Origin of the sequence: Mycobacterium sp. (genome assembly GCF_044342925.1) — a bacterium.
Classification (GTDB): Bacteria; Actinomycetota; Actinomycetes; order Mycobacteriales; family Mycobacteriaceae; genus Mycobacterium.
Genome location: NZ_JBIIOV010000024.1, coordinates 1 through 26,374, shown reverse-complemented (window position 1 = coordinate 26,374; position 26,374 = coordinate 1). Strand labels below are relative to the sequence as shown.

General features: G+C 68.4%; 27 protein-coding genes and 1 pseudogene. 16 read left to right on the top strand and 12 right to left on the bottom strand.

Translation table 11 applies throughout. From position 1 onward, the window contains the following. On the bottom strand, positions 1-274 hold a 274-nt coding region (locus tag ADBZ6I_RS04580; RefSeq protein WP_526381311.1), incomplete at its 3' end, for a carboxyl transferase domain-containing protein. Positions 275-338: 64 nt separating this feature from the next. After that, a complete protein-coding gene (locus ADBZ6I_RS04575) occupies positions 339-1,763 on the bottom strand; it encodes an aminotransferase class I/II-fold pyridoxal phosphate-dependent enzyme (protein WP_526381309.1) in 1,425 nt (474 codons plus the stop codon). A gap of 45 nt (positions 1,764-1,808) precedes the next feature. On the opposite strand from ADBZ6I_RS04575, the gene ADBZ6I_RS04570 reads away from it, so the two are divergent. Further along, positions 1,809-2,321 carry a PH domain-containing protein gene (locus ADBZ6I_RS04570; protein ID WP_526381307.1) on the top strand — a complete coding sequence of 171 codons (513 nt, stop codon included), beginning with the start codon at positions 1,809-1,811 and terminating at the stop codon, positions 2,319-2,321. Here ADBZ6I_RS04570 and ADBZ6I_RS04565 read toward each other — a convergent pair. Beyond that, positions 2,318-2,944, bottom strand: coding sequence for a GtrA family protein (locus ADBZ6I_RS04565; RefSeq protein ID WP_526381305.1), 627 nt, complete (start codon positions 2,942-2,944; stop codon positions 2,318-2,320). The genes ADBZ6I_RS04570 and ADBZ6I_RS04565 overlap by 4 nt on opposite strands. A 119-nt stretch (positions 2,945-3,063) precedes the next feature. On the opposite strand from ADBZ6I_RS04565, the gene ADBZ6I_RS04560 reads away from it, so the two are divergent. The 3 genes from ADBZ6I_RS04560 to ADBZ6I_RS04550 are packed head-to-tail and all read left to right on the top strand — an operon-like array spanning position 3,064 to position 5,961. Further along, on the top strand, positions 3,064-4,215 hold the full coding sequence (locus ADBZ6I_RS04560; protein WP_526381325.1) for a 5-(carboxyamino)imidazole ribonucleotide synthase: 1,152 nt from the start codon (positions 3,064-3,066) through the stop codon (positions 4,213-4,215). Positions 4,216-4,246: 31 nt separating this feature from the next. Beyond that, positions 4,247-4,762 carry a 5-(carboxyamino)imidazole ribonucleotide mutase gene (purE, locus tag ADBZ6I_RS04555; protein ID WP_526381303.1) on the top strand — a complete coding sequence of 172 codons (516 nt, stop codon included), beginning with the start codon at positions 4,247-4,249 and terminating at the stop codon, positions 4,760-4,762. Between the two features lie 41 nt (positions 4,763-4,803). Beyond that, positions 4,804-5,961, top strand: coding sequence for an acyl-CoA dehydrogenase (locus ADBZ6I_RS04550; RefSeq protein ID WP_526381301.1), 1,158 nt, complete (start codon positions 4,804-4,806; stop codon positions 5,959-5,961). Positions 5,962-6,003: 42 nt separating this feature from the next. On the opposite strand, the gene ADBZ6I_RS04545 is transcribed toward ADBZ6I_RS04550, so the two are convergent. Both ADBZ6I_RS04545 and ADBZ6I_RS04540 read right to left on the bottom strand, forming a co-directional pair. Further along, positions 6,004-6,807 (bottom strand): UbiA family prenyltransferase, encoded by an 804-nt coding sequence (locus ADBZ6I_RS04545; RefSeq protein WP_526381299.1) that lies wholly within the window; start codon positions 6,805-6,807, stop codon positions 6,004-6,006. Between the two features lie 23 nt (positions 6,808-6,830). After that, complete coding sequence (locus tag ADBZ6I_RS04540; RefSeq protein ID WP_526381297.1) at positions 6,831-9,116, bottom strand: MMPL family transporter; 2,286 nt, start codon at positions 9,114-9,116, stop codon at positions 6,831-6,833. A 139-nt stretch (positions 9,117-9,255) separates the two neighbouring features. Between ADBZ6I_RS04540 and ADBZ6I_RS04535 the strand changes: the two genes are divergently transcribed. Further along, the gene (locus ADBZ6I_RS04535; RefSeq protein WP_526381295.1) at positions 9,256-10,347 is read left to right on the top strand and encodes a type III polyketide synthase; all 1,092 of its coding nucleotides are present in this window, start codon (positions 9,256-9,258) and stop codon (positions 10,345-10,347) included. 8 nt (positions 10,348-10,355) lie between these two features. Here ADBZ6I_RS04535 and ADBZ6I_RS04530 read toward each other — a convergent pair whose 3' ends face one another. Further along, positions 10,356-11,180, bottom strand: a complete 825-nt coding sequence (locus tag ADBZ6I_RS04530; protein WP_526381293.1) for a biotin--[acetyl-CoA-carboxylase] ligase — start codon at positions 11,178-11,180, stop codon at positions 10,356-10,358. Positions 11,181-11,319: 139 nt separating this feature from the next. Between ADBZ6I_RS04530 and ADBZ6I_RS04525 the strand changes: the two genes are divergently transcribed. Beyond that, the gene (locus ADBZ6I_RS04525; RefSeq protein WP_526381291.1) at positions 11,320-11,889 is read left to right on the top strand and encodes a DUF5078 domain-containing protein; all 570 of its coding nucleotides are present in this window, start codon (positions 11,320-11,322) and stop codon (positions 11,887-11,889) included. Here ADBZ6I_RS04525 and ADBZ6I_RS04520 read toward each other — a convergent pair. Both ADBZ6I_RS04520 and ADBZ6I_RS04515 read right to left on the bottom strand, forming a co-directional pair. Beyond that, positions 11,886-12,626 (bottom strand): TIGR03089 family protein, encoded by a 741-nt coding sequence (locus ADBZ6I_RS04520; RefSeq protein WP_526381289.1) that lies wholly within the window; start codon positions 12,624-12,626, stop codon positions 11,886-11,888. The two genes, ADBZ6I_RS04525 and ADBZ6I_RS04520, sit on opposite strands and share 4 nt — an antisense overlap. A gap of 21 nt (positions 12,627-12,647) precedes the next feature. Then, positions 12,648-14,096 (bottom strand): LCP family protein, encoded by a 1,449-nt coding sequence (locus tag ADBZ6I_RS04515; protein ID WP_526381323.1) that lies wholly within the window; start codon positions 14,094-14,096, stop codon positions 12,648-12,650. Between the two features lie 136 nt (positions 14,097-14,232). On the opposite strand from ADBZ6I_RS04515, the gene rfbD reads away from it, so the two are divergent. From rfbD to manB, 3 genes are read left to right on the top strand one after another with little or no spacing between them, the layout of a single operon-like run. Continuing rightward, positions 14,233-15,108, top strand: coding sequence for a dTDP-4-dehydrorhamnose reductase (rfbD, locus tag ADBZ6I_RS04510; protein WP_526381321.1), 876 nt, complete (start codon positions 14,233-14,235; stop codon positions 15,106-15,108). Continuing rightward, entirely contained in the window at positions 15,105-15,983 is an 879-nt protein-coding gene (locus ADBZ6I_RS04505) for a glycosyltransferase family 2 protein (RefSeq protein WP_526381287.1), read from the top strand. The genes rfbD and ADBZ6I_RS04505 overlap by 4 nt, the downstream gene beginning before the upstream one ends. Beyond that, positions 15,980-17,062: a mannose-1-phosphate guanylyltransferase ManB gene (gene manB / locus ADBZ6I_RS04500; protein ID WP_526381285.1), complete on the top strand. Its 1,083-nt coding sequence runs from the start codon at positions 15,980-15,982 to the stop codon at positions 17,060-17,062. Before ADBZ6I_RS04505 ends, manB begins: the two co-directional genes overlap by 4 nt. Here the strand turns inward: manB and ADBZ6I_RS04495 are convergent. From ADBZ6I_RS04495 to cofD, 3 genes are read right to left on the bottom strand one after another with little or no spacing between them, the layout of a single operon-like run. Then, the gene (locus ADBZ6I_RS04495) at positions 17,059-17,571 is read right to left on the bottom strand and encodes an NUDIX hydrolase (protein ID WP_526381319.1); all 513 of its coding nucleotides are present in this window, start codon (positions 17,569-17,571) and stop codon (positions 17,059-17,061) included. The two genes, manB and ADBZ6I_RS04495, sit on opposite strands and share 4 nt — an antisense overlap. Before the next feature lie 29 nt (positions 17,572-17,600). Further along, on the bottom strand, positions 17,601-18,947 hold the full coding sequence (locus ADBZ6I_RS04490; RefSeq protein WP_526381317.1) for a coenzyme F420-0:L-glutamate ligase: 1,347 nt from the start codon (positions 18,945-18,947) through the stop codon (positions 17,601-17,603). 29 nt (positions 18,948-18,976) lie between these two features. Then, positions 18,977-19,999 carry a 2-phospho-L-lactate transferase gene (cofD, locus tag ADBZ6I_RS04485; protein WP_526381283.1) on the bottom strand — a complete coding sequence of 341 codons (1,023 nt, stop codon included), beginning with the start codon at positions 19,997-19,999 and terminating at the stop codon, positions 18,977-18,979. Between the two features lie 384 nt (positions 20,000-20,383). Here cofD and ADBZ6I_RS04480 point away from each other — a divergent pair, with 384 nt between their 5' ends. Beyond that, on the top strand, positions 20,384-20,626 hold the full coding sequence (locus tag ADBZ6I_RS04480; RefSeq protein ID WP_526381315.1) for a WhiB family transcriptional regulator: 243 nt from the start codon (positions 20,384-20,386) through the stop codon (positions 20,624-20,626). A 22-nt stretch (positions 20,627-20,648) separates the two neighbouring features. On the opposite strand, the gene ADBZ6I_RS04475 is transcribed toward ADBZ6I_RS04480, so the two are convergent. Then, positions 20,649-21,074, bottom strand: a complete 426-nt coding sequence (locus tag ADBZ6I_RS04475; RefSeq protein ID WP_526381313.1) for a metallopeptidase family protein — start codon at positions 21,072-21,074, stop codon at positions 20,649-20,651. 157 nt (positions 21,075-21,231) lie between these two features. On the opposite strand from ADBZ6I_RS04475, the gene ADBZ6I_RS04470 reads away from it, so the two are divergent. The 6 genes and pseudogenes from ADBZ6I_RS04470 to ADBZ6I_RS04445 form a co-directional block, all read left to right on the top strand. Further along, positions 21,232-21,666: a DUF3499 family protein gene (locus ADBZ6I_RS04470; protein WP_526381281.1), complete on the top strand. Its 435-nt coding sequence runs from the start codon at positions 21,232-21,234 to the stop codon at positions 21,664-21,666. A 52-nt stretch (positions 21,667-21,718) separates the two neighbouring features. Beyond that, on the top strand, positions 21,719-23,125 hold the full coding sequence (locus tag ADBZ6I_RS04465; RefSeq protein ID WP_526381279.1) for a phosphomannomutase/phosphoglucomutase: 1,407 nt from the start codon (positions 21,719-21,721) through the stop codon (positions 23,123-23,125). Then, the gene (locus ADBZ6I_RS04460; protein WP_526381277.1) at positions 23,122-24,210 is read left to right on the top strand and encodes a TobH protein; all 1,089 of its coding nucleotides are present in this window, start codon (positions 23,122-23,124) and stop codon (positions 24,208-24,210) included. Before ADBZ6I_RS04465 ends, ADBZ6I_RS04460 begins: the two co-directional genes overlap by 4 nt. A 7-nt stretch (positions 24,211-24,217) precedes the next feature. Further along, positions 24,218-25,441, top strand: a complete 1,224-nt coding sequence (manA, locus tag ADBZ6I_RS04455; protein ID WP_526381276.1) for a mannose-6-phosphate isomerase, class I — start codon at positions 24,218-24,220, stop codon at positions 25,439-25,441. Then, positions 25,442-25,741, top strand: a pseudogene (gene alkX / locus ADBZ6I_RS04450) (TetR family transcriptional regulator AlkX); the annotation flags it as partial. Positions 25,742-25,776: 35 nt separating this feature from the next. Then, a partial coding sequence (locus ADBZ6I_RS04445) for an adenosylhomocysteinase (RefSeq protein WP_526381274.1) occupies positions 25,777-26,374 on the top strand: 598 nt, incomplete at its 3' end.

The window sequence follows — 26,374 nt, the reverse complement described above, 5'->3', positions numbered from 1 at the left end:
AGCCGGTAACCACGCCGTCGCCGACCGGGCGGTTCTGCTGCAGGTTGAAGTTGGTGGAGCGGTGCCGGGCCAGCGCGTCGAGTTCGACGAAGGAATCGTCGTCGAGCAGCGCCAGGATGCGCTCGCGCGCGGTGAGTTTGCCCTTGGCGTGGGTCTTCTCGACAGCGGATTCACCGACCGGGTGCAGCGTCTCCTCGGCGCGCTTGCGCAGATCGGCCAGCTTGCCGGCCGTCGTATGAATATCCGCTTGGATACCGGAGTCGGTCGTCGTCATGGGTGACGATGGTAGCCCCCGGCTGCGTAACGGTGATGAGGCCGGGACTTCGACTCTGTGACTTCTACTCTTTGACCACCAGCACGGTTTCCAGCAGCGGGTCGCCGCAGTAGGCGATCCGGGTGCCGCTTTTCGCCTCGGCCTGCAGCGCGGCCAGGGTGGTGGCGTGGATCCGCTCGCCTGGGGCCAGGGCCGGCACGCCGGGTGGGTAGGGCACCGCGGTCTCCGCGGCGATCCGGCCGACCGCGTCGGCGGCCGGCACCCGCTCGTGGTCGGCGAAGAAGGCGTCGCGCGGGGTCATCGCGGTGTCCGGTTCCAAGGTCCATGCCGTGATCGGGACCATCGCGCGCGGCGCTCCGCGGTGCTGCCCGACGCCGCGGATGATCTCGGTGACCAGCAAGTCCACCGTCTCCGGGGTGTCGCCCATGGTGATGAGGGGAGCGAAGGTGTCACGGTCGGAGTACTCCAGTTGCAGCCCGCGCTGCTCCAGTTCGTCGGCGACGACCTGTCCGTCGGCTCCGGTGCCGGTGAGGGTGAGCACGATTTTGGTCGGGTCGTGCATCAATAAAGCGGGCGATCGCTGTGCGATTTCCTGCCCCACGACGCCGAGGCCCGGCACCGCGCGGAAGCGTTCCCGTGCGCTCTCGGCCAGTTCGACGGCCCGGCCGAGCAGTTCTTCGCCGCGTTCCTGCAGGATGTCGCGGGTCAGGTCGATGCTGGCGAAGATCCCGCCCGAGGGGCTGGTGGTGTGCAGGCCCTCGAACGCGGCCTCCAGCCGTTCCAGGTCGATGCGCTCACCCTGGGCCAGCACCATCGACGACTGGGTGAAGCCGGTCACCATCTTGTGGATGCTGGTCACCATGATGTCGGCACCGGCCTGGATGGCATGCGGCGGCAGGTCCCGGTGGAAGCCCAGGTGAGCGCCCCATGCGGCATCTACCGCCAGCGGGATGCCATGAGCGTGGGCCAGTTTCGCATGGGCGGCCACATCGGACACACCACCGACATAGCTGGGCTCCACCAGCATCACGGCTTTGGCGTCGGGATGCTCGTTGAGCGCCTCGGCGACCCGGCCCACCGGCATCCCGGCGGTGAGGCCGGTCTGCGCGTCGATGTCGGGGCGAATCCAGACCGGGACGAGTCCAGCGAGCACCAGGCCGAAGAACAGCGACTTGTGGATGGTGCGCGCGACGATCACCTTGTCGCCCGGCTTGCCCAGAGACAGGCAGATCGCCTCGTTGCCGTGTGAGGAACCCTGCACCGAGAAGCCGCACCAGTCCGCGCCCCACAGTTCACCTGCCAGCCGCTCGGCGGTGGCCAGGCGGCGAGTGGACACCCGACGGTTCTCCACGCCGAGGTAATGCGGGACGTCTAACGCCAAGAATTCGTCGATCAGTTCGGGGTTGTATTTGTGCCCCGGGGTGCAGAACGGCGTGCCCGGATCGGCAAGGAAACGCTTGAAAGCGTCGTAGACCGGTTTTTCGCTCATGGCGTTCCTTGCAAATTGCGATGCAGGTGGCTTACTAGAGACATCATGGGCTATCCGAACAGCGTTTTGGTCGAAGATGAGCAGGTCGTCCTGCATCGGCATCCGCACTGGAAGCGGCTCGTCGGGCCGGTGATCGCGCTGTTGATCTGCACGGCCGTGGCGTCCTTCTCTGCCGCGGCGATCAGTCGCACCGAATGGGATCCCCGCACTCGGCAAGTGGTGTCGGCCTTGATCGGGGCGATCTGGCTCGTGCTGGTGGTCTGGCTGACGCTGCGTCCGTTCTTAGCCTGGAAGACAACGCATTTCGTCATCACCGACCGGCGGGTGATGTTCCGGCACGGACTGCTGACACGGGCCGGGATCGACATACCGCTGGCGCGTATCAGCAGCGTGGAGTTCCGGCACAGCCTGCTCGACCGGATGGTCCGCACCGGAACCCTGATTATCGAATCGGCGTCGCAAGATCCCATCGAGTTCTGCGACATCCCGCGGGTGGAGTACGTGCACTCGCTGCTCTACCACGAGGTGTTCGACGACACCCGCGACCCGGAACACTAAGCGGCAGGAGGACTTCCCGGTTTCCCTAGCGGAGCCACGACTCGGCGCTGTGACTCGCGGGCCTCCAGCTCGTCTTCGAGGGCCTCCACGATCCCGCCGGCGGTCAGGGTGGATTCCAGGGCCGTGTCGGGGTTGCGGCCGAATTCGTCGGGGAACACCCAGCGGCGGAAGGCCCAGAATCGGAACCCCATCTGCAGCAGATTGCCGATGATGTAGGCCGAGACGAAGTCGGCGAGGTTCTCGACGGTGAGCGAGACGTTGGGCACGCGCAGATCCAGCACGTAGCTGGAGAACCACAGCGGGGCCATGCTCAGCACCACGCCGACGCCGCTGACACCGAAGAACAGCAGTGCCTCGTGGTGGCGCTCACGGCCGCCGCGGTCGCGGAAACTCCACTCGCGGTTGAGGATGTAGGACGCGATCACCGCGATGATGCCGGCGATCACCTTGGCGGTGACCGGCTTGGGCTCCAGAATCGTCAGCTTGAGGGCGAAGAAGATCGACGAGTCGATGACGAACGTCGTGGCGCCGACGATGGCGAACTTGATCAGCTCGTGGTGCCGCTCGGCGAAGGGCCGGATCGGACCCGGCAGCCGGGCGATCGTGGCGTCAGCGAAGGACATAAAGGCAAATTCTACGGAAATCGACTCAGGCACCGTAGCGCCGCAGGTCACCGCCGATAACGACGCGTGAGAACCGTCGTGCCACCATATTTCCTGTGGCGAACGAACCTGTGGTGGCGATGGTGGGTGGCGGACAGCTCGCCCGGATGACCCACCAGGCGGCGATCCCGCTGGGCCAGACCCTGCGGGTGCTCGCGGTAAGTCCCGATGACCCTGCCGCCCAGGTGAGTCCGGACGTGGTGATCGGCTCGCACACCGACCTGGACGCGCTGCGCCGGGCCGCCGTCGGCGCCAGTGTGCTGACCTTCGATCACGAGCACGTGCCGACCGACCTGCTGCACACCCTGGTGGCCGACGGGGTAACGGTGTACCCCGGCCCGGAAGCGCTGGTGTTCGCCCAGGACAAGCTGGCGATGCGCCGCCGGCTGTCCGACCTGGGTGCGCCGGTACCGAGGTTCGCCCCGGTGGACACCGTCGCCGACGTCGACGCCTTCGCCGCTCTGGTGGGTGGTGTGCCCGTGATCAAGACGGTGCGCGGCGGTTACGACGGCCGCGGTGTGGTGCTCGCCGATGACCTGGCCACCGCCCGGGAGGCGGTGGCCGGTTACCTGGCCGACGGGGTGCCGGTGCTGCTGGAGGAGCGGGTGCCGATGCGCCGCGAACTGGCGGTGCTGGTGGCCCGCTCGCCGTTCGGCCAGGGAGCGGCGTGGCCTGTGGTGGAAACCGTTCAGCGCGAAGGCATTTGCGTCACGGTGCTGGCGCCGGCCCCGGGACTGCCCGACGAGCTGGCTGCGCAAGCCGAGCAGCTTGGCCTGCGGATCGCCGACGAACTGGGCGTGGTGGGGGTGCTGGCCGTCGAGCTTTTCGAGACCACCGACGGCGAGTTGGTGGTCAACGAACTGGCGATGCGCCCGCACAACTCCGGGCATTGGACCATGAACGGCGCGGTCACCAGCCAGTTCGAACAGCATCTGCGCGCGGTGCTGGACTACCCGCTGGGCGACACCCGCCCGCTCGCTCCGGTGACGGTGATGGCCAACGTCCTGGGTGCGCCAACCCCCCCGGCGATGGGAATGGACGAGCGGCTTCATCATCTGTTCGGCCGGATTCCCGACGCGCACGTGCACCTCTACGGCAAAGCCGAGCGGCCCGGCCGCAAGATCGGCCACGTCAACGTGCTCGGCGACGACGTCGAGTCGGTGCGGGAGCGCGCTGAGCGGGCGGCACACTGGTTGTCTCATGCGCAGTGGCGCACCGGTGACAGCGGGTGACAAGCGACGGATGGGACGGACATTGAGCGGGATGAATGAGGCCCATCTACGGCCGCGGGTGGGCGTGATCATGGGCAGCGACAGCGACTGGCCGGTGATGCAGGCGGCCGCCGAGGCGCTCGCCGAGTTCGACGTTCCCTTCGAGGTCGGGGTGGTGTCGGCGCACCGCACACCGGATCGGATGCTGCAGTACGCCCGCGACGCGGCGGGCCGTGGCATCGAGGTGATCATCGCCGGCGCCGGCGGGGCGGCACATCTGCCCGGAATGGTGGCCTCGGCGACCCCCCTTCCGGTGATCGGTGTCCCGGTGCCGTTGGCCAAACTGGACGGTATGGACTCGCTGCTGTCGATCGTGCAGATGCCGGCCGGCGTGCCGGTTGCCACGGTGTCGATCGGGGGAGCTCGCAATGCGGGGCTGCTCGCGGTGCGTATTCTGGGCTCGGCTGATGCGGTACTGCGCGCCAAAATGGCAAACTTTCAGGACAACCTGGAAACAGAAGTGCTGGCCAAGGACCGGGCGCTTCGTGAGCGTTTACTCGGTGAGTGATTGAAGCGGTAAAGTTTTCCACAAGTAACTAGGAGGCTGACATGGCTGGTGATCCGTCGTTCGATGTGTTCCGGTTGCCCGAGGAGCACGAGGAACTGCGTGCGGCGATCCGCGCGCTCGCCGAGAAGGAGATCGCGCCCTACGCGGCGGCGGTCGACGAAGAGGCACGCTTTCCGCAGGAGGCCCTCGATGCGCTGAACGCGTCGGGCTTCAATGCCGTCCACGTGCCCGAGGAGTACGGCGGCCAGGGTGCCGACTCGGTCGCGGCGTGCATCGTCATCGAGGAGGTCGCCCGTGTCGACGCCTCGGCGTCGCTGATCCCCGCGGTCAACAAGCTGGGCACCATGGGCCTGATCCTGCGCGGATCCGATGCGATCAAGAAGCAGGTACTGCCCGACATCGCCGACGGCAAGATGGCGTCCTACGCGCTGTCCGAGCGGGAGGCGGGCAGCGACGCGGCCTCCATGCGGACCCGCGCCAAAGCTGACGGCGACGACTGGATCCTCAACGGCTCGAAGTGCTGGATCACCAACGGCGGCAAGTCGGCCTGGTACACCGTGATGGCGGTGAGTGACCCCGACAAGGGCGCCAACGGCATTTCGGCGTTCATGGTCCACGAGGACGACGAGGGCTTCACCATCGGGCCCAAGGAGCGCAAGCTCGGCATCAAGGGCTCGCCGACCACCGAGTTGTACTTCGAGAACTGCCGCATCCCCGGTGACCGGATCATCGGTGAGCCCGGCACCGGCTTCAAGACGGCGCTGGCCACTCTCGACCACACCCGGCCGACCATCGGTGCGCAGGCCGTCGGCATCGCGCAGGGCGCGCTCGACGCGGCGATCGCCTACACCAAAGATCGCAAGCAGTTCGGCCGTCCGGTGGCTGACAACCAGGGCATTCAGTTCATGCTCGCCGACATGGCGATGAAGGTGGAGGCGGCCCGGCTGATGGTCTACTCGGCCGCCGCCCGCGCCGAGCGTGGTGAGCCGGACCTGGGCTTCATCTCCGCGGCCTCGAAGTGCTTCGCTTCCGACATCGCCATGGAGGTGACCACCGACGCCGTCCAGTTGTTCGGCGGCGCCGGCTACACGGTGGACTTCCCGGTGGAGCGGATGATGCGCGACGCCAAGATCACCCAGATCTACGAGGGCACCAATCAGATTCAGCGCGTGGTGATGTCGCGCGCGCTGCTGCGCTGACCTCGGACCGGCCGATTTAGCGGCCTATAAAGATGCCGTTGTTCAGGCGTGGGCCGTGAGCACCAGCATCAGCACGTTGAGGACCGCGATGGCTAGTCCACACCGAAATGGCGTCTGACCATGCCCGGTCAACGCTCCGACAGCCAGTGCCGCTGCGAGCAGCAGTGCGACCCAACTCGTCGCCGGCGCCGGACCTGGCGGTCCCAGAACGATGACAACCGTCGCCGCCATGAGCAGGGCGGAGGCAACGCGTTGGGAGCGCGGGCCGCCGATCCGTTGCGGCAACCCCCGGATACCTGTAGCGGCGTCGTCGGCGAGGTCAGGCAAGGTGTTGAGGAAGTGGGCCGCGGCACCCAACGCCGCACTTGCTGCGACGATCCAGACCTTTGGCGCTTCGGGCGGGGCTGCGGCCAGGCTCACCACCGCCGGCAGTGAGCCGAAAGCCACGACGTAGGGCAGCCATGACCACGGCGTGGCTTTGAGTCTGAGGTTGTAGGCGATTCCCGAGCCGACCATGAGCACCAGATGTGTCAGCGCGCTCTGCCATCCCAGTCCGGCCGACAATCCGACCGCAGCGATGGCAGCGATACCCAGTCCGGCCGATACCGCTCTCGTCGACACCTCTCCGGTTGCCAGTGGCTTGTCGCCGCGGCCGACGGCGGCATCGCGGCCGGCATCGAGCAAGTCGTTGGACCAGCCGATCACCAACTGCCCGGCGAACACCGCCGCCGCCACCAGAAGCAGCCGCGGCGCGCCGAGACCACCGGCCACTGCGAGCAACGAGGCCAGTGTCGTCACCGCGATGGTCGGTTCAATGTGCGCGGCCCTGATCAGGGCTCCCGCCATCGTGGACTTCCTTGGACGCCGGTTCACAGCGCGGCACCTCCAGCCATGGATGGGCGTTCGACTGTTGCGGGGTCCTCGCGCTCCTTCACAGGGTGCAGTCGCCTCAGCCACGCCGGGGCCCACCAGTTCCAGCCGCCGGCGACGTGCATGAAGGCGGGCACCAGAACCATCCGGACCAGCGTGGCGTCGACGAGCACGGCCAGCGTCAGGCCCAGCCCGAACATCCGCATGAACGCCACGTTGGCAGCGATCAGCGCCGCGAATGAGATCGACATGATCAACGCCGCGGCCGTTACGACGCGGCCGGTGTGGGCGATGCCCAACGCCACGCTCTCGTCGTTGTCCGCCCGGAGCCGGGCCGGATCAGGGCGAACTGCGCTCCCGGATCCGGATCCGGATGCCAGCCAGAACTCACGGATGCGGGAGACCAGGAACACCTCGTAGTCCATGGACAAGCCGAAGGCGATGCAGAACAGCAGCACCGGAATGTTGGCGATCAACGTCCCGCTGACGGTCGTTCCGAGGCCACCGAGGTGACCGTCCTGAAAGATCCACACCATTGCGCCGAAGGCCGCGCTGAGGGAAAGAACGTTGAGCACCAACGCTTTCAGCGGGATCACCACGCTGCCGGTCAGCAGGAACAACAGGACCAGCATGATGACGGCGATCAGGCCCAGCACAATCGGCAGTTGCGACGTGATGGCCTTGACACTGTCGCGGTTGATCTGGGCGATGCCGCCGAACTCCACCGGCGCCGGCGCGGGTACCGCGTGTAACCGGTTGAGTTGAGCCTCGGACCGCTCGGTGAAGAGCGGTGCGGTGCTGCTGACTGTCAGAAAGACGCTGCCCTCTTGCTGCCCGGCCGGAGCCGCCGGAGGTCCGGCCAACGAGCCGGCAACGAATGACCCGGAAGGGACGGACACCGACGAGACGTCTGGTACGCGGGATAGTTCGGCTGCGTACCGCTCAAGGTCGCCACGGGTCACACCGCCGGCGTCGGGTACCACGATGGGTACCGCCGCCTCGGAGTTGTTGGCGAAGTTGGTGCGCAGCGCGTCGCCGACCTGCCGCGCGGACAGTGACTTCGGGAGGGTCCGGTCGTCGGGGTATCCCCATTTCACCCCGAGAAAAGGCAGGCCGATAGCAACCAGCAGAGTCACACCGGCCAGTCCGAGCGGCACGGCATGGCGGAGCACCGCTTTTGTCCAGCGGTACCAGAACATCTGATGGACGGGTCCCGCAGTGGGCCCCGGCCTGCCGAGTACGCGATGGGCAAGTTGCCGGACGTCCAGCGACTCGAGTCGGTCGCCGAGCAGGACCAGTGCGGTGGGGGTTACGACCAGGGCCACCAGCGCCGCGAACCCGACGGTTGCGACACCGGCGTAGGCGAACGATCTCAGGAAGTGCATCGGGAACAGCACCATCACCGCCATCGACAGCGCGACCGTCGTCGCCGAGAACACCACGGTGTGGCCCGCCGTAACCATCATGCGAAACAGGGCGGTGTCGCGATCAACGCCGTCACCGACCTCGTCGCGAAATCGGCTGATCATGAGCAGCGTGTAGTCGATGGCAAGCGCCAGTCCAAGAGCGGCGGTCAGGTTGAGGGCGAAGATCGATACGTCGGTGATTAACGAAGTGACCCGCAGCACCGCGAGGGCGCCGGCGATCGCCGCGACTCCGACGGCAACGGGAAGGGCTGCTGCCCACAGCCCGCCGAAAACCCATACCAGGACAAGGAAACTGAGCGGAATCGCGATCGACTCCATCACCAGCAGGTCCCGTTGGGACTGTTGGGTTATCTGCACTTCGAGCATCGCCAGGCCACCCGTCCGGACTTCCACGCCGTCTTGGCCATCGGTCAACTGGGTGGACAACTCCCTGGCATAGGTCTGACGATCACCTTCGCTTCCCCGGATACCCGCCACGATCAGCCCGACTTTGCGGTCTTTGCTGATCAACTCGGCAGCAGTGATCGGGGGCGCTGTCCACGGCGATGTCACGTGCACCACGTGCGGTGAGCTTTTCAGCGTGTTGACGAGTTTGGTGCCGATGGATCGAGCGGACGCGCTGTCGACACCGCCCGGAGTCGAAACCGTTACCAACATCTGCACGTCCCCCTGGCCGAACTTCCCGGTCAGGAGTTCGGAGGCCCTCGACGACTCCGATGTCGGATCCTGGAACCCGCTGGGGGACAGGCTTTGCGCGACTGGTATCCCGAGAATGGCTAGCGCCAGAGTCAGCAGCGCCGACAGGACAAGAACTTTGCGGGGTGCGGCGATTGCCAGCATTGCGATCCGATGCAGCACGACAAACCCCTTCGGTGACGTGCTGACGATACCGTCCCGGCCTGGTCCGGCCGGGGTGACTTTTACCGGACCGCGCGCTGCGCGCGACTTCGGAGAAACTTCTTATTCCGTATGCAGTCATCCCTGATACTAGGCAGCGATGAAAGACACGTCGCCAAGGCCGATCTCGGGTACAAGTCGGATCGTTGGTGTGCAAGGCGCACTGCCGACCCACCGCTACAGCCAGGACGAGATCCTCGACTGGTGTCTAAGCCGTCCGGAGTTCGCGGACTTCGAGGATGTCACCCGAAAGATCTTCAGGGCCGCCAGGGTGAACCACCGCAATCTGGTGCTGCCACCGGACGCACTTGGCGGAGTCGCCGATTTCGGGGAATCCAATAGCTTGTTCATCGAGAATGCGGTGGATCTCGGCTGCGCCGCTGTCACGGCCGCTCTGGGGGAGGCCGGACTCGCCCCCACCGACGTGGATTTGATCGTGTCCACCACGGTCACCGGGATCATGGTGCCGTCACTGGAAGCCCGCGTAGCCGACCGAGTTGGCATGCGTACCGATGTCCGCCGAGTGCCGTTGTTCGGTCTGGGTTGCGTGGCTGGCGCGGCCGGAGTGGCCCGTCTTCACGACTACCTGCGCGGTGCGCCCGACGGCGTCGCGCTCCTCCTGTCGGTGGAACTGTGCTCGCTGACCTTCCCCGCGATCCCGCCGACGATCGTCGGTCTGGTCGGCACGGCCCTGTTCGGCGACGGGGCCGGGGCAGTGGTCGCAGTGGGTCAACGGCGGGCTGAGAAGATCGGCGCCCAGGGTCCGGTCGTCGTCGACTCCCGCAGCCACCTCTATCCGGATTCGTTGCGCACCATGGGCTGGGACGTCGGCTCACGAGGTCTACAACTGGTGCTGTCGCCCGACGTGCCGGAGGTCGTTCACCGCTACCTGCCCGGCGATGTCACCGGATTCCTCGGCGACCACAGTCTGACCATCGAAGATATCTCCACCTGGGTGAGTCATCCGGGCGGCCCGAAGGTGATCGAGGCTATCGTCGAGAGCCTCGGCCTGGCCGACGACGCTCTGGAGTTGACTTGGCGCTCACTGGCTGAGGTCGGCAACTTGTCGTCGTCGTCGGTGCTGCACGTTCTGCGTGACACCATCGCCAGGCAGCCGGCTGCGGGACCCGGGGTGATGATGGCCATGGGTCCCGGCTTCTGCTCTGAACTCGTTCTTATGCAATGGGACTGACGCTCCGCCTAGTCCGACGCGGGCCGCAGGTGAGTGATATCGCCTGCGGACACCGCGACGGTTTCGTTGCCGGTGTCGATGTGTAACTGGCCCAGTTCGCTGATATCGGTTGCCACCCCGATGATTTCGCGGTCGCCCGGTAGCAGCGCCCGCACCCGGCTGCCCAGGGTGAGGCTGTGGCTGCGGTAGTCGGCGATCAGCGATGGGTCGGGGCCGCCAGCCCCGCCTGAGCCGACCTTCCACCGGTCGATGCGCGCGGTGAGTTCGGCCAGGATGCTGCCCAGCAGTGCGCTGCGGTCCAGCATCGTCGACCCCAGCATCAGCAGTGAGGTGGCGTGAGAGTTCGGTGCCGCCTCCTCGATTTCCGGGGCGGTCAGGGTCACGTTGAGACCCACGCCCACGACGATCACCGGTGCGGCCATCTCGGCGAGGATCCCGCCGAGCTTGCCCTCGCCCACCTGAATATCGTTCGGCCACTTCAATCCTGGCTCAACTCCGGTGGTCGCGCGTACCGCGTCGACCACCGCCACACCGGTCAGCAGCGGCAGCCACCCCCAGGCGGCGGGCTGCAGGCCGCCGGCGTCGATCCCGATCGAGAATGCGATCTGGGAACGTGCCGGGGTGGACCAGTTGCGGCCGTGCCGGCCGCGTCCGGCGCTTTGATGTTCGGCGACCAGAACGACGCCGCTGATGTCCTCGCCCGCGGCATGCCGCGTCAGCAGGTCGGCGTTGGTCGATCCGGTTGACTCCACCAACTCAAGGCTTCGTAGCGGGCGGTTCGGACCCACCAGGTCGCGGCGGACGCCGGTGACGTCGAGTGCCGGTCGGTCCATGATCAGCCTCCAGGGGTGGCGTGGATGGGATAGTCGCTGAAGATCAGGGTCAGCCGCAACGGAGAGACGACTGGCATTGCTGCAGCTTAAGGGCTGTGGATTTCGGACCTGACTTCCAGTTGGGTTAGTTTCTGTCGCTGTGACCATCCTGCGAACTCTCAGCACCACCCTCATCGCCGGCGCGCTGACCGCGGGCGCACTGGGATTCCCCGCCAGCGCCTCGGCCGAGGCCCCGCTGGCGCCGGGCATGCTCAACACCACCTGCTCGCTGGACCAGATCATGGCCGCCACCCGCGCTTCCGACCCGGTGGCCTACGGAAACCTGGTAGGCAGGTTCAACAGCCAGCCTCGCTGGATCCAGGGCGGGATCATCTACCACATGAACCTGCTGCTGCAGACCCCGCCGTCCCAGCGGCAGGGCGAGGCCAACCAGCTCGCGGGACGCTTCCCCGAGTTCGTCGGGCTGTTCACCGTCGACGAACCGCAGGCCAATGAGATCGCGGCCAAGTGCCCGACCTTCCCGGCCGTGGATCCGGCGATCTGGAATCCGGCCGCCCCGGCCCCGGCTCCGGTTGCGGTGCCGGAGCCGGCCACTGCCTCGGCGGCTCCCGTCGCCCCTGTGGCTCCGGTTGCCCCGGCTGCCCCCGCGGTTCCGGCGGTGCCGCCAGCGCCTGCCGCCCCCGCAGCGACTGCTGCTCCGGCTGCCTAATCCATTGTGCGGGTGACCTTCTCGGTCACCCGCCGCCGGTCGGCCATCCCGGGATCGGGATGGGCCACCTGTACCAGCGACGCGCCGGCGGCGAAGACAGCCAGCAGATTGTCGATGAGGTCGCCCGGCGTCGACCAGGTACGCGTCGACATCACCCGGTCGCCGGCGTTGAGCCCCTGCCGCTCGGCGCTGCGCCGGGCTTCGGCGAGTACGTCGTCGACCGAACGACCTTCCAGCGCAGGGCCGGGGGACCGCTCCGGCGTCACCTGGTCGCCGTGCACCCGCACGGTGGTGGCGTAGTCGGTGACTCCGATCGGCAGGTCGGGGACCGGCTTGCCGAACGCATCCAGCGAGAGCACCGCGACCTCTCCGCCGCCCGCGGCCGCGTCGGCATCGTCCAGCCGGTCGACGGTGCACAACGCCAGATCGGCGCCACCGGCTCCTCCTGAGTTCAGCACTGGGCTCAGCACCGCCTCCGCGCCGATCCACCACACCCCGAGCAGCACCGCCGCGCTCTGCCAGTGCGCAGGCAGCAACACCGCCACCCGGCTGCCGGCGCCGGCTCCGAGCTCGTCGCGCAGCAGATTGCCGGTCTTGGCCGCCCAGTTCGCCAGCGTCACGGTGGACAGTTCGATCCGCTCACCGGTCGCGTCGTCGTAGTAGGTGATTCGCGGCCCCATGCCGTCGGCGGCCAGCAGCGGCCCGAGCAGGGCGTCGGTGAGCGTCAATTCACACACTGCGTCAATTCACACACTGCGTCAATTCACACACTTGGGGTCGTCGGACCCCGCGGTGATCACCGGCGACGGCGGTGCGGCTTCCGACGGTGCCGCCTGGGCTGCCGCGTCGTGGATCGTCGCCGCGGTGGGCAACGTTCCGTCCAGACCCGAGCCGGGGCCCTGGTAATCCTCGGCCAGCACCACGCGCACGGTGCCGGCCGGAATCGACGGATCGGCCACGATCGGCAGCCCGCCGAGTTCCTGCGCGACTGCCTGCGCGCCGAGATCGTCGGCGGCGGCGGCCTGAACCTGGCTGCGATCGACTTTTGCTTTGTCGTTGTTGCCGATCGCCCCGGGCTTGAACGCCACCGCGGTCAGCCGGTCGGACACCGCACCGGCCAGGCCGTTGACCGAGCTGTCATTGGCCACGTCCACCGTGGTCTGGTCGCGGGTGTAGGCCACCTTCGCGGTCTTGCCCTCGTCCTGATCCTGCAGCAGGCTTTCGACCCACCGATGCACCGCATCCGGGTCGACGGTCACCACCGACTGGGTGCCGTCGTCGCTCCAGCCGTCCTCGGCGATCACCGGGATGGTGGCGAAGGCCACGTTGCCGCCGGCCAGCCGCTGCAACTGGTTGAGGAAGTCCATCACGTCCCAACCCGACGAGATCACCACCGAGCGCTGGATGGCGTCCTCCAGCCGGTTGAGGGTGGCCGGACTCTTCAACGTCTTGCTCGAAATCACCTGGTGGGCAAGGGAAGCCATGACCACCTGCTGACGCACCACCCGGTCGAGGTCCCCGCGCGGCAGGTCGTGGCGCTGGCGGACGAAACTCAGCGCCTGCGGTCCGTCCAGCCGCTGCCAGCCGGCTGGGAAGTCGGCGCCGGAAAGCGGCTCGCGCACAGGTTCTTTCAGGCACACCTCGACGCCGCCGAGGGCATCGGTGATCAGAGAGAAGCCCAGCAGCCCGATCTCGGCGTAGTGGTCGACCGTCACACCGGTCAGGTCGCCGACGGTCTGGATCAGGGCGTTGCGGCCGGCTTCGACGGACTGCGGCTCGGCTTGGGCGGGGTCCATGCCCTGGTTCTCGACGAGCTCCTTCATCCGGTCGAGCTTGACCTGACCGTAGACGCCGTTGATCTTGGTCTTGTCCAGGTCCGGGGCGTCGACGTAGGAGTCGCGGGGGATGGAGATGGCGGTGGCCGAGCGCCCGTTGTAAGGAATGCGCACCAAGATGATGGTGTCGGTGTTGGTCGCGGCCTCGTCGCCGGCGTGCAGGTCGGCCAGTTCCTGCGCGGACAGCGGGTTGCCATGAGCGTCGGTGCGGCTGTCCATGCCCACCAGCAGGATGTCGGTGGCGCCGTCGTCGTTGCCGTCGCGGGGGCCGAGCAGAGCGGTGGTGAAGTGGAAGATGCCGCTCTCGAAGTTGCGCACCGAACCCCAGGCCGCACCGGTCCCGAGCAGGATCATCACGGCCAGTACGGCCATCAGGGTGCGCACGACCGGCCGCCCGCCCGTCACTGGCGTCACTTCCGTCTCATCTGACACCCGATCAGGCTACTGGTGAAGCGGGCGCATCGGCGGTAGCCCGAACCGGCGTGCCAGACTCAAGGCCGTGCGGATCGTGATCACCGGCGCGGCGGGCCAGGTCGGTCGATGTCTGGCAGTGCGTTCGGCCGCCCGCGGATATGAGGTGGCCGGGCTCACCCACGCTGATCTGGATATCACCGACGCCGAGGCGGTCCGGCGCGAAGTCTGCCACGACGACCTGGTGGTCAATTGCGCCGCCTTGACCAATGTCGATGCCGCCGAAACCGATCCGGCCGCCGCCCACGCCATCAATGCCGTCGGCCCCGGCAATCTGGCATCGGCGTGCGCCGCCAGCGGGGCGCGGCTGATCCACATCTCCACCGACTACGTCTTCGGTGGCCGTCGTGAGGGCGACCCGCCCCGGCCCTATGACATCACCGACGCCTGCGCGCCGCTGAGCGTGTACGGGCGCAGCAAACTCGCCGGTGAAGTGGCGGTGCACGCGGCGCTGCCCAGCGCCCAGGTGGTCCGCACCTCCTGGGTGTTCACCGGCGCCGACGGCAGTGACTTCGTCGCCGTGATGCGCCGGCTGGCCGCCACCGACCGGACCGTTGATGTGGTGGCCGACCAGATCGGTTCGCCCACCTACGTCGAAGACCTGGTGGCGGCGCTGCTCGAAGTGGCCGCAGGTGGCGTCACCGCGCCCACCCTGCACGTGGCCAACGACGGCCCGGTGAGCCGATTCGAGCAGGCCCGGGCGGTGTTCGCGCTGCTGGGCGCCGACCCCGAACGGGTGCGTCCGGTGGACACCGAGGCGGTGCCCCGCCCGGCACGTCGGCCGGTGTACTCGGCGTTGTCCATGGCCGGCTCCGTCAGGGCCGGGCTGACGCTGCTTCGGCCGTGGCACCACGCCCTCGCGGTGGCGCTTGCGGTTCCGGTCGGACCCGGACCGATAGCCTCGACGCCGTGAGCGACGAGCCGGCCCTGACCGTGGTGACGGTGACGTACTCGTCGGGCACCCACCTCGATCGCTTCCTGTCCTCGCTTACCGTGGCCACCGACATGCCGCTGCAGGTGATCATGGCCGACAACGGTTCGGTGGACGGTGCCCCTGAGGAAGCGGTGGAACGCTATCCGGGGACCAGACTGCTGCGGACCGGCGGCAATCTCGGCTACGGCAGCGCGGTCAACCGTGCCGTCGCCACCGTTCCGGCCGACCAGGAGCTCGTTCTCGTGGCCAACCCCGATGTGGTGTGGGGCCCGGGCAGCATCGACGCCCTGCTGGAGGCCGCCGGCCGCTGGCCGCAGGCCGGCACCCTGGGGCCGTTGATCCGCGACCCCGACGGCTCGATCTATCCGTCGGCCCGGCACCTGCCCAGCTTGGTTCGCGGCGGCATGCACGCCGTGGTCGGATTCGTCTGGAAGACCAACCCCTGGACCAAGTCCTACCGTCAGGAGACCGTCGAGCCCAGCGAGCGGCCGGTCGGCTGGCTGTCCGGGGCGTGTCTTCTGGTGCGCCGGAAAGCGTTCGACGCGATCGGCGGCTTCGACGAGCGCTATTTCATGTACATGGAGGACGTCGACCTCGGCGACCGGCTCACCCGGGCGGGCTGGCTGAACGTCTACGTGCCGGGCTCGGAGATCCTGCACGACAAGGGCCACTCGACCGGCCGCAACCCGTCGCGCAACCTGCGCGCCCACCACGACAGCACCTATATCTACCTGTCGGACCGACACGCTGAGTGGTGGCAGGCGCCGTTGCGGTGGACGATGAAAGCCGCGCTGGGGGTCCGAGCGAACGCGGCGGTGCGCAAATCCCGTCGTGAATTGGAAAGAGGGTCATGACCGTGAATCCGAAGGACGTCGACGCCGTCGTGCTGGTCGGCGGCAAGGGCACCCGGCTGCGGCCGCTGACACTGTCGGCGCCCAAACCGATGCTGCCCACCGCGGGCCTGCCGTTCCTCACCCACCTGCTGTCGCGGATCGCCGCCGCCGGCATCGAGCACGTCGTGCTGGGCACCTCGTACCAGGCCGAGACCTTCGAAGCCGCGTTCGGCGACGGTTCCGAACTGGGACTGCAGATCGACTACGTCGTCGAGGAGACGCCGCTGGGCACCGGCGGCGGCATCGCCAACGTGATCCCCAAGCTGCGCAACGACACCGTGATGGTGCTCAACGGCGACGTGCTCTCCGGCGCCGATCTCGGCGCCATGCTGAACGCCCACGCCGAGCGCGATGCCGACGTCAGCCTGCATCTGGTGCGGGTCAGCGACCCGCGCGCGTTCGGCTCGGTGCCCACCGACGCCGACGGCAACGTGCTGGCCTTCCTGGAGAAGACCGAGGACCCGCCGACCGATCAGATCAACGCCGGCACCTACATCTTCAAACGCAGTGTCATCGACCTCATCCCGCGCGGCCGGGAGGTGTCGGTGGAGCGCGAGGTGTTCCCAAGCCTGCTCGCCGGCGGCGCCAAGGTGTGCGGCTACGTCGACATGTCCTACTGGCGCGACATGGGCACCCCGGAGGACTTCGTCCGCGGCTCGGCCGACCTGGTCCGCGGGATCGCCCCCTCGCCAGCGCTGGGTGGTCATCGCGGGGAGAGCCTGGTGCACGACGGGGCTTCGGTGGCGCCCGGCGCGCTGCTGTACGGCGGGACCGTGGTGGGTCGCGGCGCGGAGATCGGCGCCGGTGTGCGGCTCGACGGCGCGGTGATCTTCGACGGCGCCCGCATCGAACCCGGTGCGGTAGTGGAGCGGTCGATCATCGGCGCCGGCTGCCGGATCGGCCCCCGAGCGTTGATCCGCGACGGGGTGATCGGCGATGGCGCAGACATCGGCGCCCGCTGCGAACTGCTGCGCGGCGCGCGGGTCTGGCCGGGCGTGCTCATCCCGGACTGTGGAATCCGCTACTCCAGCGATATCTAGCGGCGGTCGGCGACGGCCGCGACCAGCCGCGCCAGCCCATCGTCGGGATCGCCGGGCAGCGCATCCATCGGCCACCACCGCAGATCCAGCGACTCATTGCTGATCACCGCGTTGGCCTGAGCCGGGGCGTGCGCGAGGAACTGCAGGTCCAGATGCCGGGTCGGCACACCCAGCGAGCAGGTGACCGGATGGACGTGGATAGCCGCCAGGGTCGGCTCCATCCGCAGACCGGCGATGCCGGATTCCTCGGTGGCTTCGCGCAGCGCCGCGGCCACGATGTCGGCGTCGCCGTCCTCGCAGTGCCCGCCCAACTGCACCCAGCGACCGATACGGGGATGCAGGGTGAGCAGCGCGCGGGTGCCGCTGTGGTCGACCACCAGCGTGGACGCCGTGACATGACCCGGGACACACGATCGCCGGCAGCCGTCGGGGCGGGCGTGCAGAAACGCCAGCACCGCCTCGCGCAGCGCGTCCTGGCTGGAGTCGGGTGGCGTCCAGGTGGTCAGCATGCGGACCGCCGACTCCCAGACCGGGTCGTTCACGTTCGCACCAGCAGGTCATCCAGCGCGGCCGGACCGCGGGGCCCGAGCTCCTCGGCGGGATAGCCGACGGCGACGGCGCCCAACGGTTCCCACTCCGCGGGCAGGTCCAGGACGTCGCGGACCACATCGGCGGCGAAGATCGTCGAGCCGATCCAGCAGCTGCCGACGCCGCGGGTGGCCAGCGCCACCAGCAGGGCCTGCACCGCCGCGCCGACGGCGACGGTGAACATGGTGTGCTCGGCTCGGGTGCGGACGGCATCGGGGTAGTGGTGAGCGCCGTCGGGCACCATGAACGGGATCAGCACCTCGGGCGCGTCGTAGAGGATCTGACCGCGCGCCACCCGGCGTTCGACGGCATCGGCCGGCTTGCCGTCGCCGGTCAGGTCCGCCCGCCAGGCATCCTTCATCCGGTCCAGCAGTTCGACGCGGCGGTCCCGGTCGGCCAACCACACGAAGCGGGCCGGCCGGGTGTGGTGCGGAGCCGGTGCGGTGAGGGCCTCGGCGACGGCTGCCTCGATCAGCTGCTCCTCGACGGCCCGGTCGGCGAAGCGGCGCACCGAGCGGCGCAGCAACTGCGCCTGACTGCGGCCCAGGTCGATGGCTTCGGCGGTGCCGAGCCAGAACAGGTCATCAGGTCCGCCGCGCAACAGGGCGGCCGCGCATGAGCCGTCGTCACGCTCGGTCAGGTTCCGCAGTCCGCGCACGACCGCCACCGCAACCCCGGTGAGCTTGCCCTTGACCAGATCCGCCGCCGCGGCGATCTCGTCGGCGACGGCGACCTCGGTGACCAGCAATTCGTTGCCGTGGCTGTCGCGGGCTCCGGCGTAGCCGTGCAGCACCGGAAGGCCGGACGATCCGATGGCGGCGTCGATCTGGCCGTTGCGCCAGGCCCGGCCCATCGTGTCGGTGACGACCACCGCGACCTCGGCGCCGGTGCGCTGCCGCAGTGCTGTGCGCAGCGCTGCGGCGCTGGCGTCCGGATCGTCGGGCAGCAGCGCCAATTCGGTTGTGCTGACGTTCGATCCATCCACACCGGCGGCGGCCTGGACAAGCCCGTGGCGGTTCTCGGTGATCAGGGTGCGGCCTTTGCGGGCCAGCACCCTGACTGCCTCCTGGTGGATCAGCCTGCGCCGCAACGCATCGCGCTCGTCGGCGTCCTCAGGTGCGGTGACGATGCGTCCCTCGCACTTGGACACCACCTTGCTGGTGACGACGACGATGTCGCCGTCGAGCAGCCACGGCGCCGCCGCGGCGATGGCGGCGGCGAGGTCGTCACCCGGCCGGAACTCGGGAAGACCTGGGACAGGAAGGATTTCGACCGGCGCGGCGGTGCCGTGCTCAATCGGCCGTTCGATGGGTCCCTGCTCGGCACTCACCAGGACACCCCGGCGAGATCCAGTCCTGCCCGGACCATCGCGGCAGTGGCATCGGGGTCCGACATCAGCAGCGGAATGGATTTCACCGTCACCCCCGGCACGTCGGCCTCGTCGGTGTCGTGGACCAGCCAGTAATCGAGCAGGCCGGTGCCCGAACGCGCGCCGTAGTGTCGACCGACACCCTGCGAGCTGCTCTGAACCCCGATCACCGACAGGCACTCGTCGGCCATGCCCCGCAACGGTTTTCCGCTGACGATCGGCGAATAGCCGACCACCGGCGCAGGAGTGGAGCGCAGCGCGCCGCGGATGCCGCCCACGGCGAGGATGGCGCCGACGCTGACCACGGGGTTCGACGGGGCGAGCAGCACCACGTCGGCACTGGTGATCGCCTCGACGACGCCCGGGCCCGCGCCGGCGGTATCGGCGCCGACGAAAGCGAAACTGTGCGTAGGGATTTTCGCCCGGTAACGCACCCACCACTCCTGGAAGTGGATGGCCTTCTGATCGCCGGTGTCCGGATCGGTCACCACGACGTGGGTTTCGCAGCGGTCGTCGCTGGCAGGCAGCAGCACCGCGCCGGGGGACCACCTGTGGCACAGGGCTTCGGTGACCTGCCCGAGCGGATATCCCGCCCGCAGCATCTGACTACGCACCAGGTGGGTGGCCAGATCGCGGTCGCCGAGCCCGAACCAGTCCGGTTGCACGCCGTAGGCGGCGAGTTCCTCTTTTGCGTGCCAGGTTTCATCGCGGTGTCCCCAGCCGCGCTCTGGATCGATTCCGCCGCCGAGCGTGTACATGCAGGTGTCCAGATCCGGGCAGATGCGGACGCCGTACATCCACGCGTCGTCCCCGACGTTGACCACGGCCGTCAACTCGTGGTCGCCGGGCACCTGGCCGGCGGACTGGCCGGCGGACTGGCCGGCGGACTGGCCGGCGGACTGGCCGAGGCCCAGAAGTCGTTGCACGCCCAGCAGGAATCGGGCGCCGCCGATGCCGCCGACGAGAACGGTCACTTTCACAATGTTGGACACTATGCGGTCGCCGCGCAGGCGCATGCACGCGGTCACAGTGACGTAACTCGCTAGACACGCCGCGGTGTCGACACGCCGTAACAGGTAACGAAAGTGGTAATGAAATCGGCCGAACGGCTTGACCCGGGCACCTCGGACCTGTCTAATCACAGCAGTGTCATTTCCCGGTCGACCTGCCGGTTTCGGTGTCGCAGACCGTGATTCGACCACATGTTCGAACAGTAGAGACCGTCGCACCACGAAAACCAGGTAAGGAGGGCGGACATGTCCTACGAGTTCTTTCTCGGGGCGCTGGGCGCACCGCAGACAGTCACCGGACCCATGGGGACGGGATCTTTCCCGCGGACCCACTTGAGCGTGGTGCCGGACCTCATGGACATGCCGCTCACCCCGGACGACCCGCAGTGGCAGGAAAAAGCCCTGTGCGCGCAGACCGATCCGGAGGCGTTCTTCCCCGAGAAGGGCGGCTCGACCCGCGAGGCCAAGCGGATCTGCCTGGGCTGCGAGGTACGCGATGCGTGCCTGGAGTACGCCCTGGCCAACGACGAGCGCTTTGGAATCTGGGGCGGCCTGTCCGAGCGTGAGCGCCGGCGCCTCAAGCGCGGCATCATCTGATCGGCTGTCGGCCCAACCACGTTCAGTCGTCGCTGTCCATAGTCGGGTCGATAACGGACGGTTCGACCCCGAGATAGGTCGCGATCTGCGCCACCAGGATCTCGTGCAGCAGATCGGTCAGATCGAGCGAGTCTTTTGCCCGCCGCTCGATCGGCTTGCGGAACAACACAATTCGAGCCCGGGTGGCGTTACCCCGGACATCGACACCGGCCGGTATCAACCGGGCCAGGGCAATCGGCCCGTCAGCGACCACTTCTGGTGGCCACTGGACGCTGTCGGGATCTCTCGGCGAGATGCGGGGTATCTCATCCACCGCCACATCCAGTTCGGTCAGCCGCTCATGCCAACGCCGCTCAATCGGCTCGTATGCCTCGAGCACCGCCATGTCGAAACGCTCCGCGCGACTTCGCCAGCCGGGAACGGTCGGTGGCAGCAGGGGGCCGCGCATCTCGCGTCCGCGACGGGAAGCGCCCCCCGACCGTCCGCCCCGCCGGGAACTGCGGCTGTCGGCCATGGAATGGAGATCGTAACGGTTCCACATCGGCGTGTTTGCGGCTGCGCGTGTCCGGCATCACCCGCTGATTCGCCGCGATAGCCTCACCGGCGTGAATGTTCCCCGTCGCTGCAGCCGGCCCGGGTGCGCCCATTACGCGGTGGCGACGCTGACGTACGTCTACTCCGACTCCACTGCCGTGGTGGGTCCGCTGGCGATCGTCCGCGAGCCGCACTCCTGGGATTTGTGCCTCGGGCACGCCAGCCGGATCACCGCACCGCGCGGCTGGGAGTTGGTGCGCCACGCCGCCCCATTGCCGACCAACCCCGACGAGGACGACCTCGTCGCACTGGCCGATGCCGTCCGGGAAGGCCGGGACGGGCGCGGGGGAATGGTCTCCGGTGGCTCGCCCATGCATGGATTCTCCGACGTCGGGGTGGTGCCGTCGTCGTCGGCGGGGGCAGGCGTCCCGGCCGGAGTGCCGCGGATCGGATCGACCGGTCGTCGGCGTGGGCATCTGAGGGTTCTTCCCGACCCCACCGACTGACGGTCGGGCTAGGCTGGCGGCCGATATGTCCCCCGCCCGCGAGGAGCCCGCCATGCCCAGGTCCGCCGCTGACGTGCGCCGCGTGATCAAGGCCTACGACGTGCGCGGACTGGTGGGCACCGAGATCGACGAAGCTCTGGTGCGCGATGTCGGCGGGGCGTTCGCCCGCTTGATGCGCGCCGAGGGCGCGGACGCCAGCTCCTCGGTGGTGGTCGGCTACGACATGCGGGAGAGTTCACCGACGCTGGCCGACGCGTTCGCCGACGGCGTCACCTCGCAGGGCCTGGACGTGGTGCGCATCGGCCTGGCCTCCACCGACCAGTTGTACTTCGCCTCCGGGCTGCTGAACTGCCCGGGCGCCATGTTCACCGCCAGCCACAACCCGGCCGCGTACAACGGGATCAAGATGTGCCGGGCCGCGGCCAAGCCGGTCGGCGAGGACACCGGCCTGGCCGTCATCCGCGAGGAGATCATCGCCGGGGTACCGGCCGGGGACGGATGGGACGGCCCGCGGGGTGCGGTGCGCGACCAGGACGTGCTCGCCGACTACGGCGCGTTCCTGCGCTCGCTGGTCAATGTCGATTCGCTGCGTCCGATGCGAGTGGCCGTGGACGCGGGCAACGGGATGGCCGGGCACACCTCGCCGGCGGTCCTGGGCGCGATTCCGGGCTTGACCGTCCTGCCGCTGTATTTCGAGCTCGACGGTTCCTTCCCCAACCACGAGGCCAACCCGCTGGAGCCGGCCAACCTGATGGACCTGCAGAAGTACGTCGGTACCGTCGGCGCTGACATCGGTCTGGCCTTCGACGGCGATGCCGACCGCTGCTTCGTCGTCGACGAACGCGGCCAGCCGGTGTCGCCGTCGGCTGTCACCGCGCTGGTGGCCGACCGGGAGTTGGGCCGGGAGCCGGGCGCGACCGTCATCCACAACCTGATCACCTCGCGGGTGGTTCCCGAACTGATCGCCGAACGCGGCGGCACCGCGATCCGCTCCCGCGTCGGGCATTCCTATATCAAGGCGCTGATGGCCGACAGCGGTGCGATCTTCGGCGGTGAGCACTCCGCGCACTACTACTTCCGCGACTTCTGGGGCGCCGACTCCGGCATGCTGGCCGCGCTGCACGTGCTGGCGGCACTCGGCAGCCAGGACCGGCCCCTGTCTGAGCTGATGGGGGACTATCAGCGCTACGCCGCCTCGGGGGAGATCAACTTCCGCGTCGACGACGCACCTGCCAGTGTCGACGCGGTGCTGGAATCCTTTGCGCCACGGACCGTTTCGACTGACCGGCTGGACGGTGTGACCGTGGACCTCGGTGACGGCGCGTGGTTCAATCTGCGCACCTCGAACACCGAGCCGCTGCTGCGGCTCAACGTCGAGGCCCGCACCCCCGAAGAGGTCGACGCCATCGTGACACAGGCCGCCGAGCGAATCTCGGCGCTCAGTGGGGCAGGCACATGAGTGCTGCCCACGGATGCGTCGACCTCGACGACACCGACGGGCTGGTCGAGGCCGACCGCGACGGCTTGCTCCGCGCCGCCGCGATGGCCGGTGCCCAGGTTCGGGCCACCGCCGCCGCCGTTGAGGAGGGTGCGCTGGAGCCGATCGCCGGCGGCCAGCGGCCCCGCACAGTGGTGTGGCTGGCCGGCCGCGGGCCGGCCGCGTCCGCCGGGGCAATGCTCGCCGGTGCGCTGGACGCGACGGCCGGTGAGCCGATCGTGCTCGCCAGCCAGGCGCTGCCCTGGATCGGGCCGCTGGATGTGCTCGTCGTCGCCGGCGACGATCCGGGAGATCCGGTTCTAGTCTCCGCGGCGGCGATGGCCGTGCGCCGAGGCGCGCGGGTGGTGATCGCCGCACCGTTCGAAGGTCCCCTGCGCGACGCCACCGCCGGCCGAGCCGCGGTGCTGGCGCCGAGGCTCTGGGTGCCCGAGGAGTTCGGGCTGTGCCGCTTTCTGGCCGCCGGGCTGGCGACGCTGGCGGCGGTCGACCCGGGACTCGCCCCACTGACGACCGACCTCGAGGCGCTGGCCGACGAACTCGACGCGGAGGCGTTGCGGAACAGCGCGACGCGCGAGGTGTTCACCAACCCGGCCAAGGCGCTGGCCGACCGGATGATGGGTCGGCGGGTGGTGCTTGCCGGAGACTGCCCGGCGAGCCTGGCCCTGGCGAGGCACGCCGGCGCGGTGCTGGTGCGAATCGCCGGCGAGCCTGTGGCGGCCGTGGGGCTGGCCGACGCCCTCGTGGCTCTGCGGCGTCCGTCGTCGACCGCCGGGTACGCCGATCCAGTGGGTGCGCTGTTCCACGACGAGGAGATCGACGGTCCGCTGCCCAGCAGGCCGCGGGTGCTGGCGCTGACCTTGGAGACCGAACGTCCGGCGCTCGGCGCTCGGGTCGCCGGTATCGATGGTGTCGACCTCGTCGGTGCCGAGGATGTCGGTGAGGCAGGATCAGTCCCGGCAAGCAACGCGCATGTCGAACAACAGCTGGCCACGTTGGCGGTGCGGTTGGAGATGGCCGCGGTTTATCGCAGATTGGCAGGGGGATAGCAGGGCCGTGCAGTTGTTACGCGGAGCCATCCGGACCTATGCGTGGGGATCGCGCGTCGCGATCGCGGAATTCACCGGACGGTCCTCCCCGACAGCTCATCCCGAAGCGGAACTGTGGCTGGGTGCCCATCCGGGCGATCCGGCCCGGGTGGAAGGACCCGGCGGCGAGCAGGCGTCCCTGCTGGATGTGATCGCGGCCGATCCCGAGGGCGAATTGGGTCATCAGGTACGCGCGCGCTTCGGTGACGTGCTGCCGTTCCTGGTCAAGGTGCTCGCCGCCGACGAGCCGCTGTCCTTGCAGGCTCATCCCAGCGCCCGGCAGGCGGTGGAGGGTTTCGATCGGGAAGAGCGCAGCGGCTTGCCGGTGAACTCGTCGGTGCGCAACTACCGCGACCGTAACCACAAGCCCGAACTGCTGGTGGCGCTCACCGAATTCGAGGCGCTTGCCGGGTTCCGGGCCGCCGCGCAGTCGGTGGAGCTGATGCGTGCGCTGGCGGTGGCCGACCTCGAGCCCTACATCGCCCTGCTCACCGACCAGTCCGATGCCGACGGACTGCGCGCGCTGTTCACCACCTGGATCACCGCGCCCCAACCCGATCTTGAAGCACTCATCGCCGCCGTTCTGGAAGGCGCCGTCGGCTATCTCCGCTCGGGCGCAAAGCAATTCAGCGGCGAAGCCAGGACGATTCTCGAGCTGGGGGAGCGCTACCCCGGCGATGCCGGCGTGCTGGCGGCGCTGCTGCTCAACCGGATCGGCCTGAAGCCCGGCGAGGGCATCTTCCTGCCCGCCGGCAACCTGCACAGCTACCTGCGCGGGGTGGCCATGGAAGTGATGGCCAACTCCGACAATGTCCTTCGCGGCGGACTGACGCCCAAACACGTCGACGTTCCCGAACTCCTGCGGGTGCTGGACTTCGACCCCGCCCCGGAGGTCCGGGTGCCCACTCGTCGCGACGGCATCGAATTGGTCTATGACACACCGGCGGTCGAGTTCGCCGCCACGGAGTTGACGCTGGACGGGCCGAACCTGGGCCACGAGGTCGATGCGCCGGCGCGCCACGAGGGCCCGCAGATCCTGGTGTGCACCGAGGGGGCGGTGATCGCGCGGGCGAAGTCCGACGAGGTACGCATCGACCGCGGTGCGGCGGCGTGGGTAGCCGCCGACGACGGGCCGATCCGGGTGGAGGCATCGGTGCCGAGCCGGCTGTTCCGCGCTACGGTCGGCCTTTAGGCGGCCGACCCGCTGGTCATCTCTTTGCTGACCGGCGTCGCCAAACCCGATTTGCTGCAGATCATCACCACCGACAGCGGTCCAATCTTCGCGCACTGCTCGCAGCGGCTGGCCGTTGCGCTGATGGGCAGCTGGGTGCATACCGAGCCCGAGGACGCCGGAGTGCTGGCCCGCGCCATCGTCCGCCTTGCCATGAGCTACGTAGCGATGCCACCGGAAGCCGACCACGACGTCGCCGCCGACCTGGCCAGGCTGTTGACCCCGTTTGCCGAGCGCCACGGAACTGTAGACCCCCGATGAGGTAATTCGGGGTCTTTGCGGTTAACGTATGCGCCATGTCTTCTGCGCTCTCCATGACTGCCGACTCCCGCAACGGGATTGATTTCAAGGTTGCCGATTTGTCTCTGGCCGAGTTCGGCCGCAAAGAGATTCGGCTGGCCGAACACGAGATGCCCGGCCTGATGGCCCTGCGTCGTGAGTACGCCGACGTGCTGCCGCTCAAGGGTGCGCGGGTCTCCGGTTCGCTGCATATGACCGTGCAGACCGCGGTGCTCATCGAGACACTGGTGGCCCTCGGCGCCGAGGTCCGGTGGGCGAGCTGCAACATCTTCTCCACCCAGGACCACGCCGCAGCCGCGACCGTCGTCGGCCCCAACGGAACCCCCGAGGAGCCCAAGGGTGTGCCGATCTTCGCCTGGAAGGGCGAGTCGCTGGAGGAGTACTGGTGGGCCGCCGAGCAGATGCTCACCTGGCCTTCCAAAGATGGTGTTGAAGCGCCGGCCAACATGATCCTCGACGACGGCGGCGACGCCACCATGCTGGTGCTGCGCGGCGCTCAGTTCGAGAAGGCCGGTGTGGTTCCGCCCGACGAGGACGACCACTCCGACGAGTACAAGGTTTTCCTTGACCTGCTGCGCCAGAGCCTCCAGGCCG

Excerpts from the sequence above, each read along its gene's own strand:
- ADBZ6I_RS04575 (WP_526381309.1), bottom strand. The coding sequence starts at position 1,763 with ATGAGCGAAAAACCGGTCTACGACGCTTTCAAGCGTTTCCTTGCCGAT.
- ADBZ6I_RS04570 (WP_526381307.1), top strand. The coding sequence starts at position 1,809 with ATGGGCTATCCGAACAGCGTTTTGGTCGAAGATGAGCAGGTCGTCCTG.
- ADBZ6I_RS04565 (WP_526381305.1), bottom strand. The coding sequence starts at position 2,944 with ATGTCCTTCGCTGACGCCACGATCGCCCGGCTGCCGGGTCCGATCCGG.
- ADBZ6I_RS04560 (WP_526381325.1), top strand. The coding sequence starts at position 3,064 with ATGGTGGGTGGCGGACAGCTCGCCCGGATGACCCACCAGGCGGCGATC.
- purE (WP_526381303.1), top strand. The coding sequence starts at position 4,247 with ATGAATGAGGCCCATCTACGGCCGCGGGTGGGCGTGATCATGGGCAGC.
- ADBZ6I_RS04550 (WP_526381301.1), top strand. The coding sequence starts at position 4,804 with ATGGCTGGTGATCCGTCGTTCGATGTGTTCCGGTTGCCCGAGGAGCAC.
- ADBZ6I_RS04545 (WP_526381299.1), bottom strand. The coding sequence starts at position 6,807 with ATGGCGGGAGCCCTGATCAGGGCCGCGCACATTGAACCGACCATCGCG.
- ADBZ6I_RS04535 (WP_526381295.1), top strand. The coding sequence starts at position 9,256 with ATGAAAGACACGTCGCCAAGGCCGATCTCGGGTACAAGTCGGATCGTT.
- ADBZ6I_RS04530 (WP_526381293.1), bottom strand. The coding sequence starts at position 11,180 with ATGGACCGACCGGCACTCGACGTCACCGGCGTCCGCCGCGACCTGGTG.
- ADBZ6I_RS04515 (WP_526381323.1), bottom strand. The coding sequence starts at position 14,096 with ATGGCCGTACTGGCCGTGATGATCCTGCTCGGGACCGGTGCGGCCTGG.
- manB (WP_526381285.1), top strand. The coding sequence starts at position 15,980 with ATGACCGTGAATCCGAAGGACGTCGACGCCGTCGTGCTGGTCGGCGGC.
- ADBZ6I_RS04495 (WP_526381319.1), bottom strand. The coding sequence starts at position 17,571 with ATGCTGACCACCTGGACGCCACCCGACTCCAGCCAGGACGCGCTGCGC.
- ADBZ6I_RS04480 (WP_526381315.1), top strand. The coding sequence starts at position 20,384 with ATGGACATGCCGCTCACCCCGGACGACCCGCAGTGGCAGGAAAAAGCC.
- ADBZ6I_RS04475 (WP_526381313.1), bottom strand. The coding sequence starts at position 21,074 with ATGCGCGGCCCCCTGCTGCCACCGACCGTTCCCGGCTGGCGAAGTCGC.
- ADBZ6I_RS04465 (WP_526381279.1), top strand. The coding sequence starts at position 21,719 with ATGCCCAGGTCCGCCGCTGACGTGCGCCGCGTGATCAAGGCCTACGAC.
- ADBZ6I_RS04460 (WP_526381277.1), top strand. The coding sequence starts at position 23,122 with ATGAGTGCTGCCCACGGATGCGTCGACCTCGACGACACCGACGGGCTG.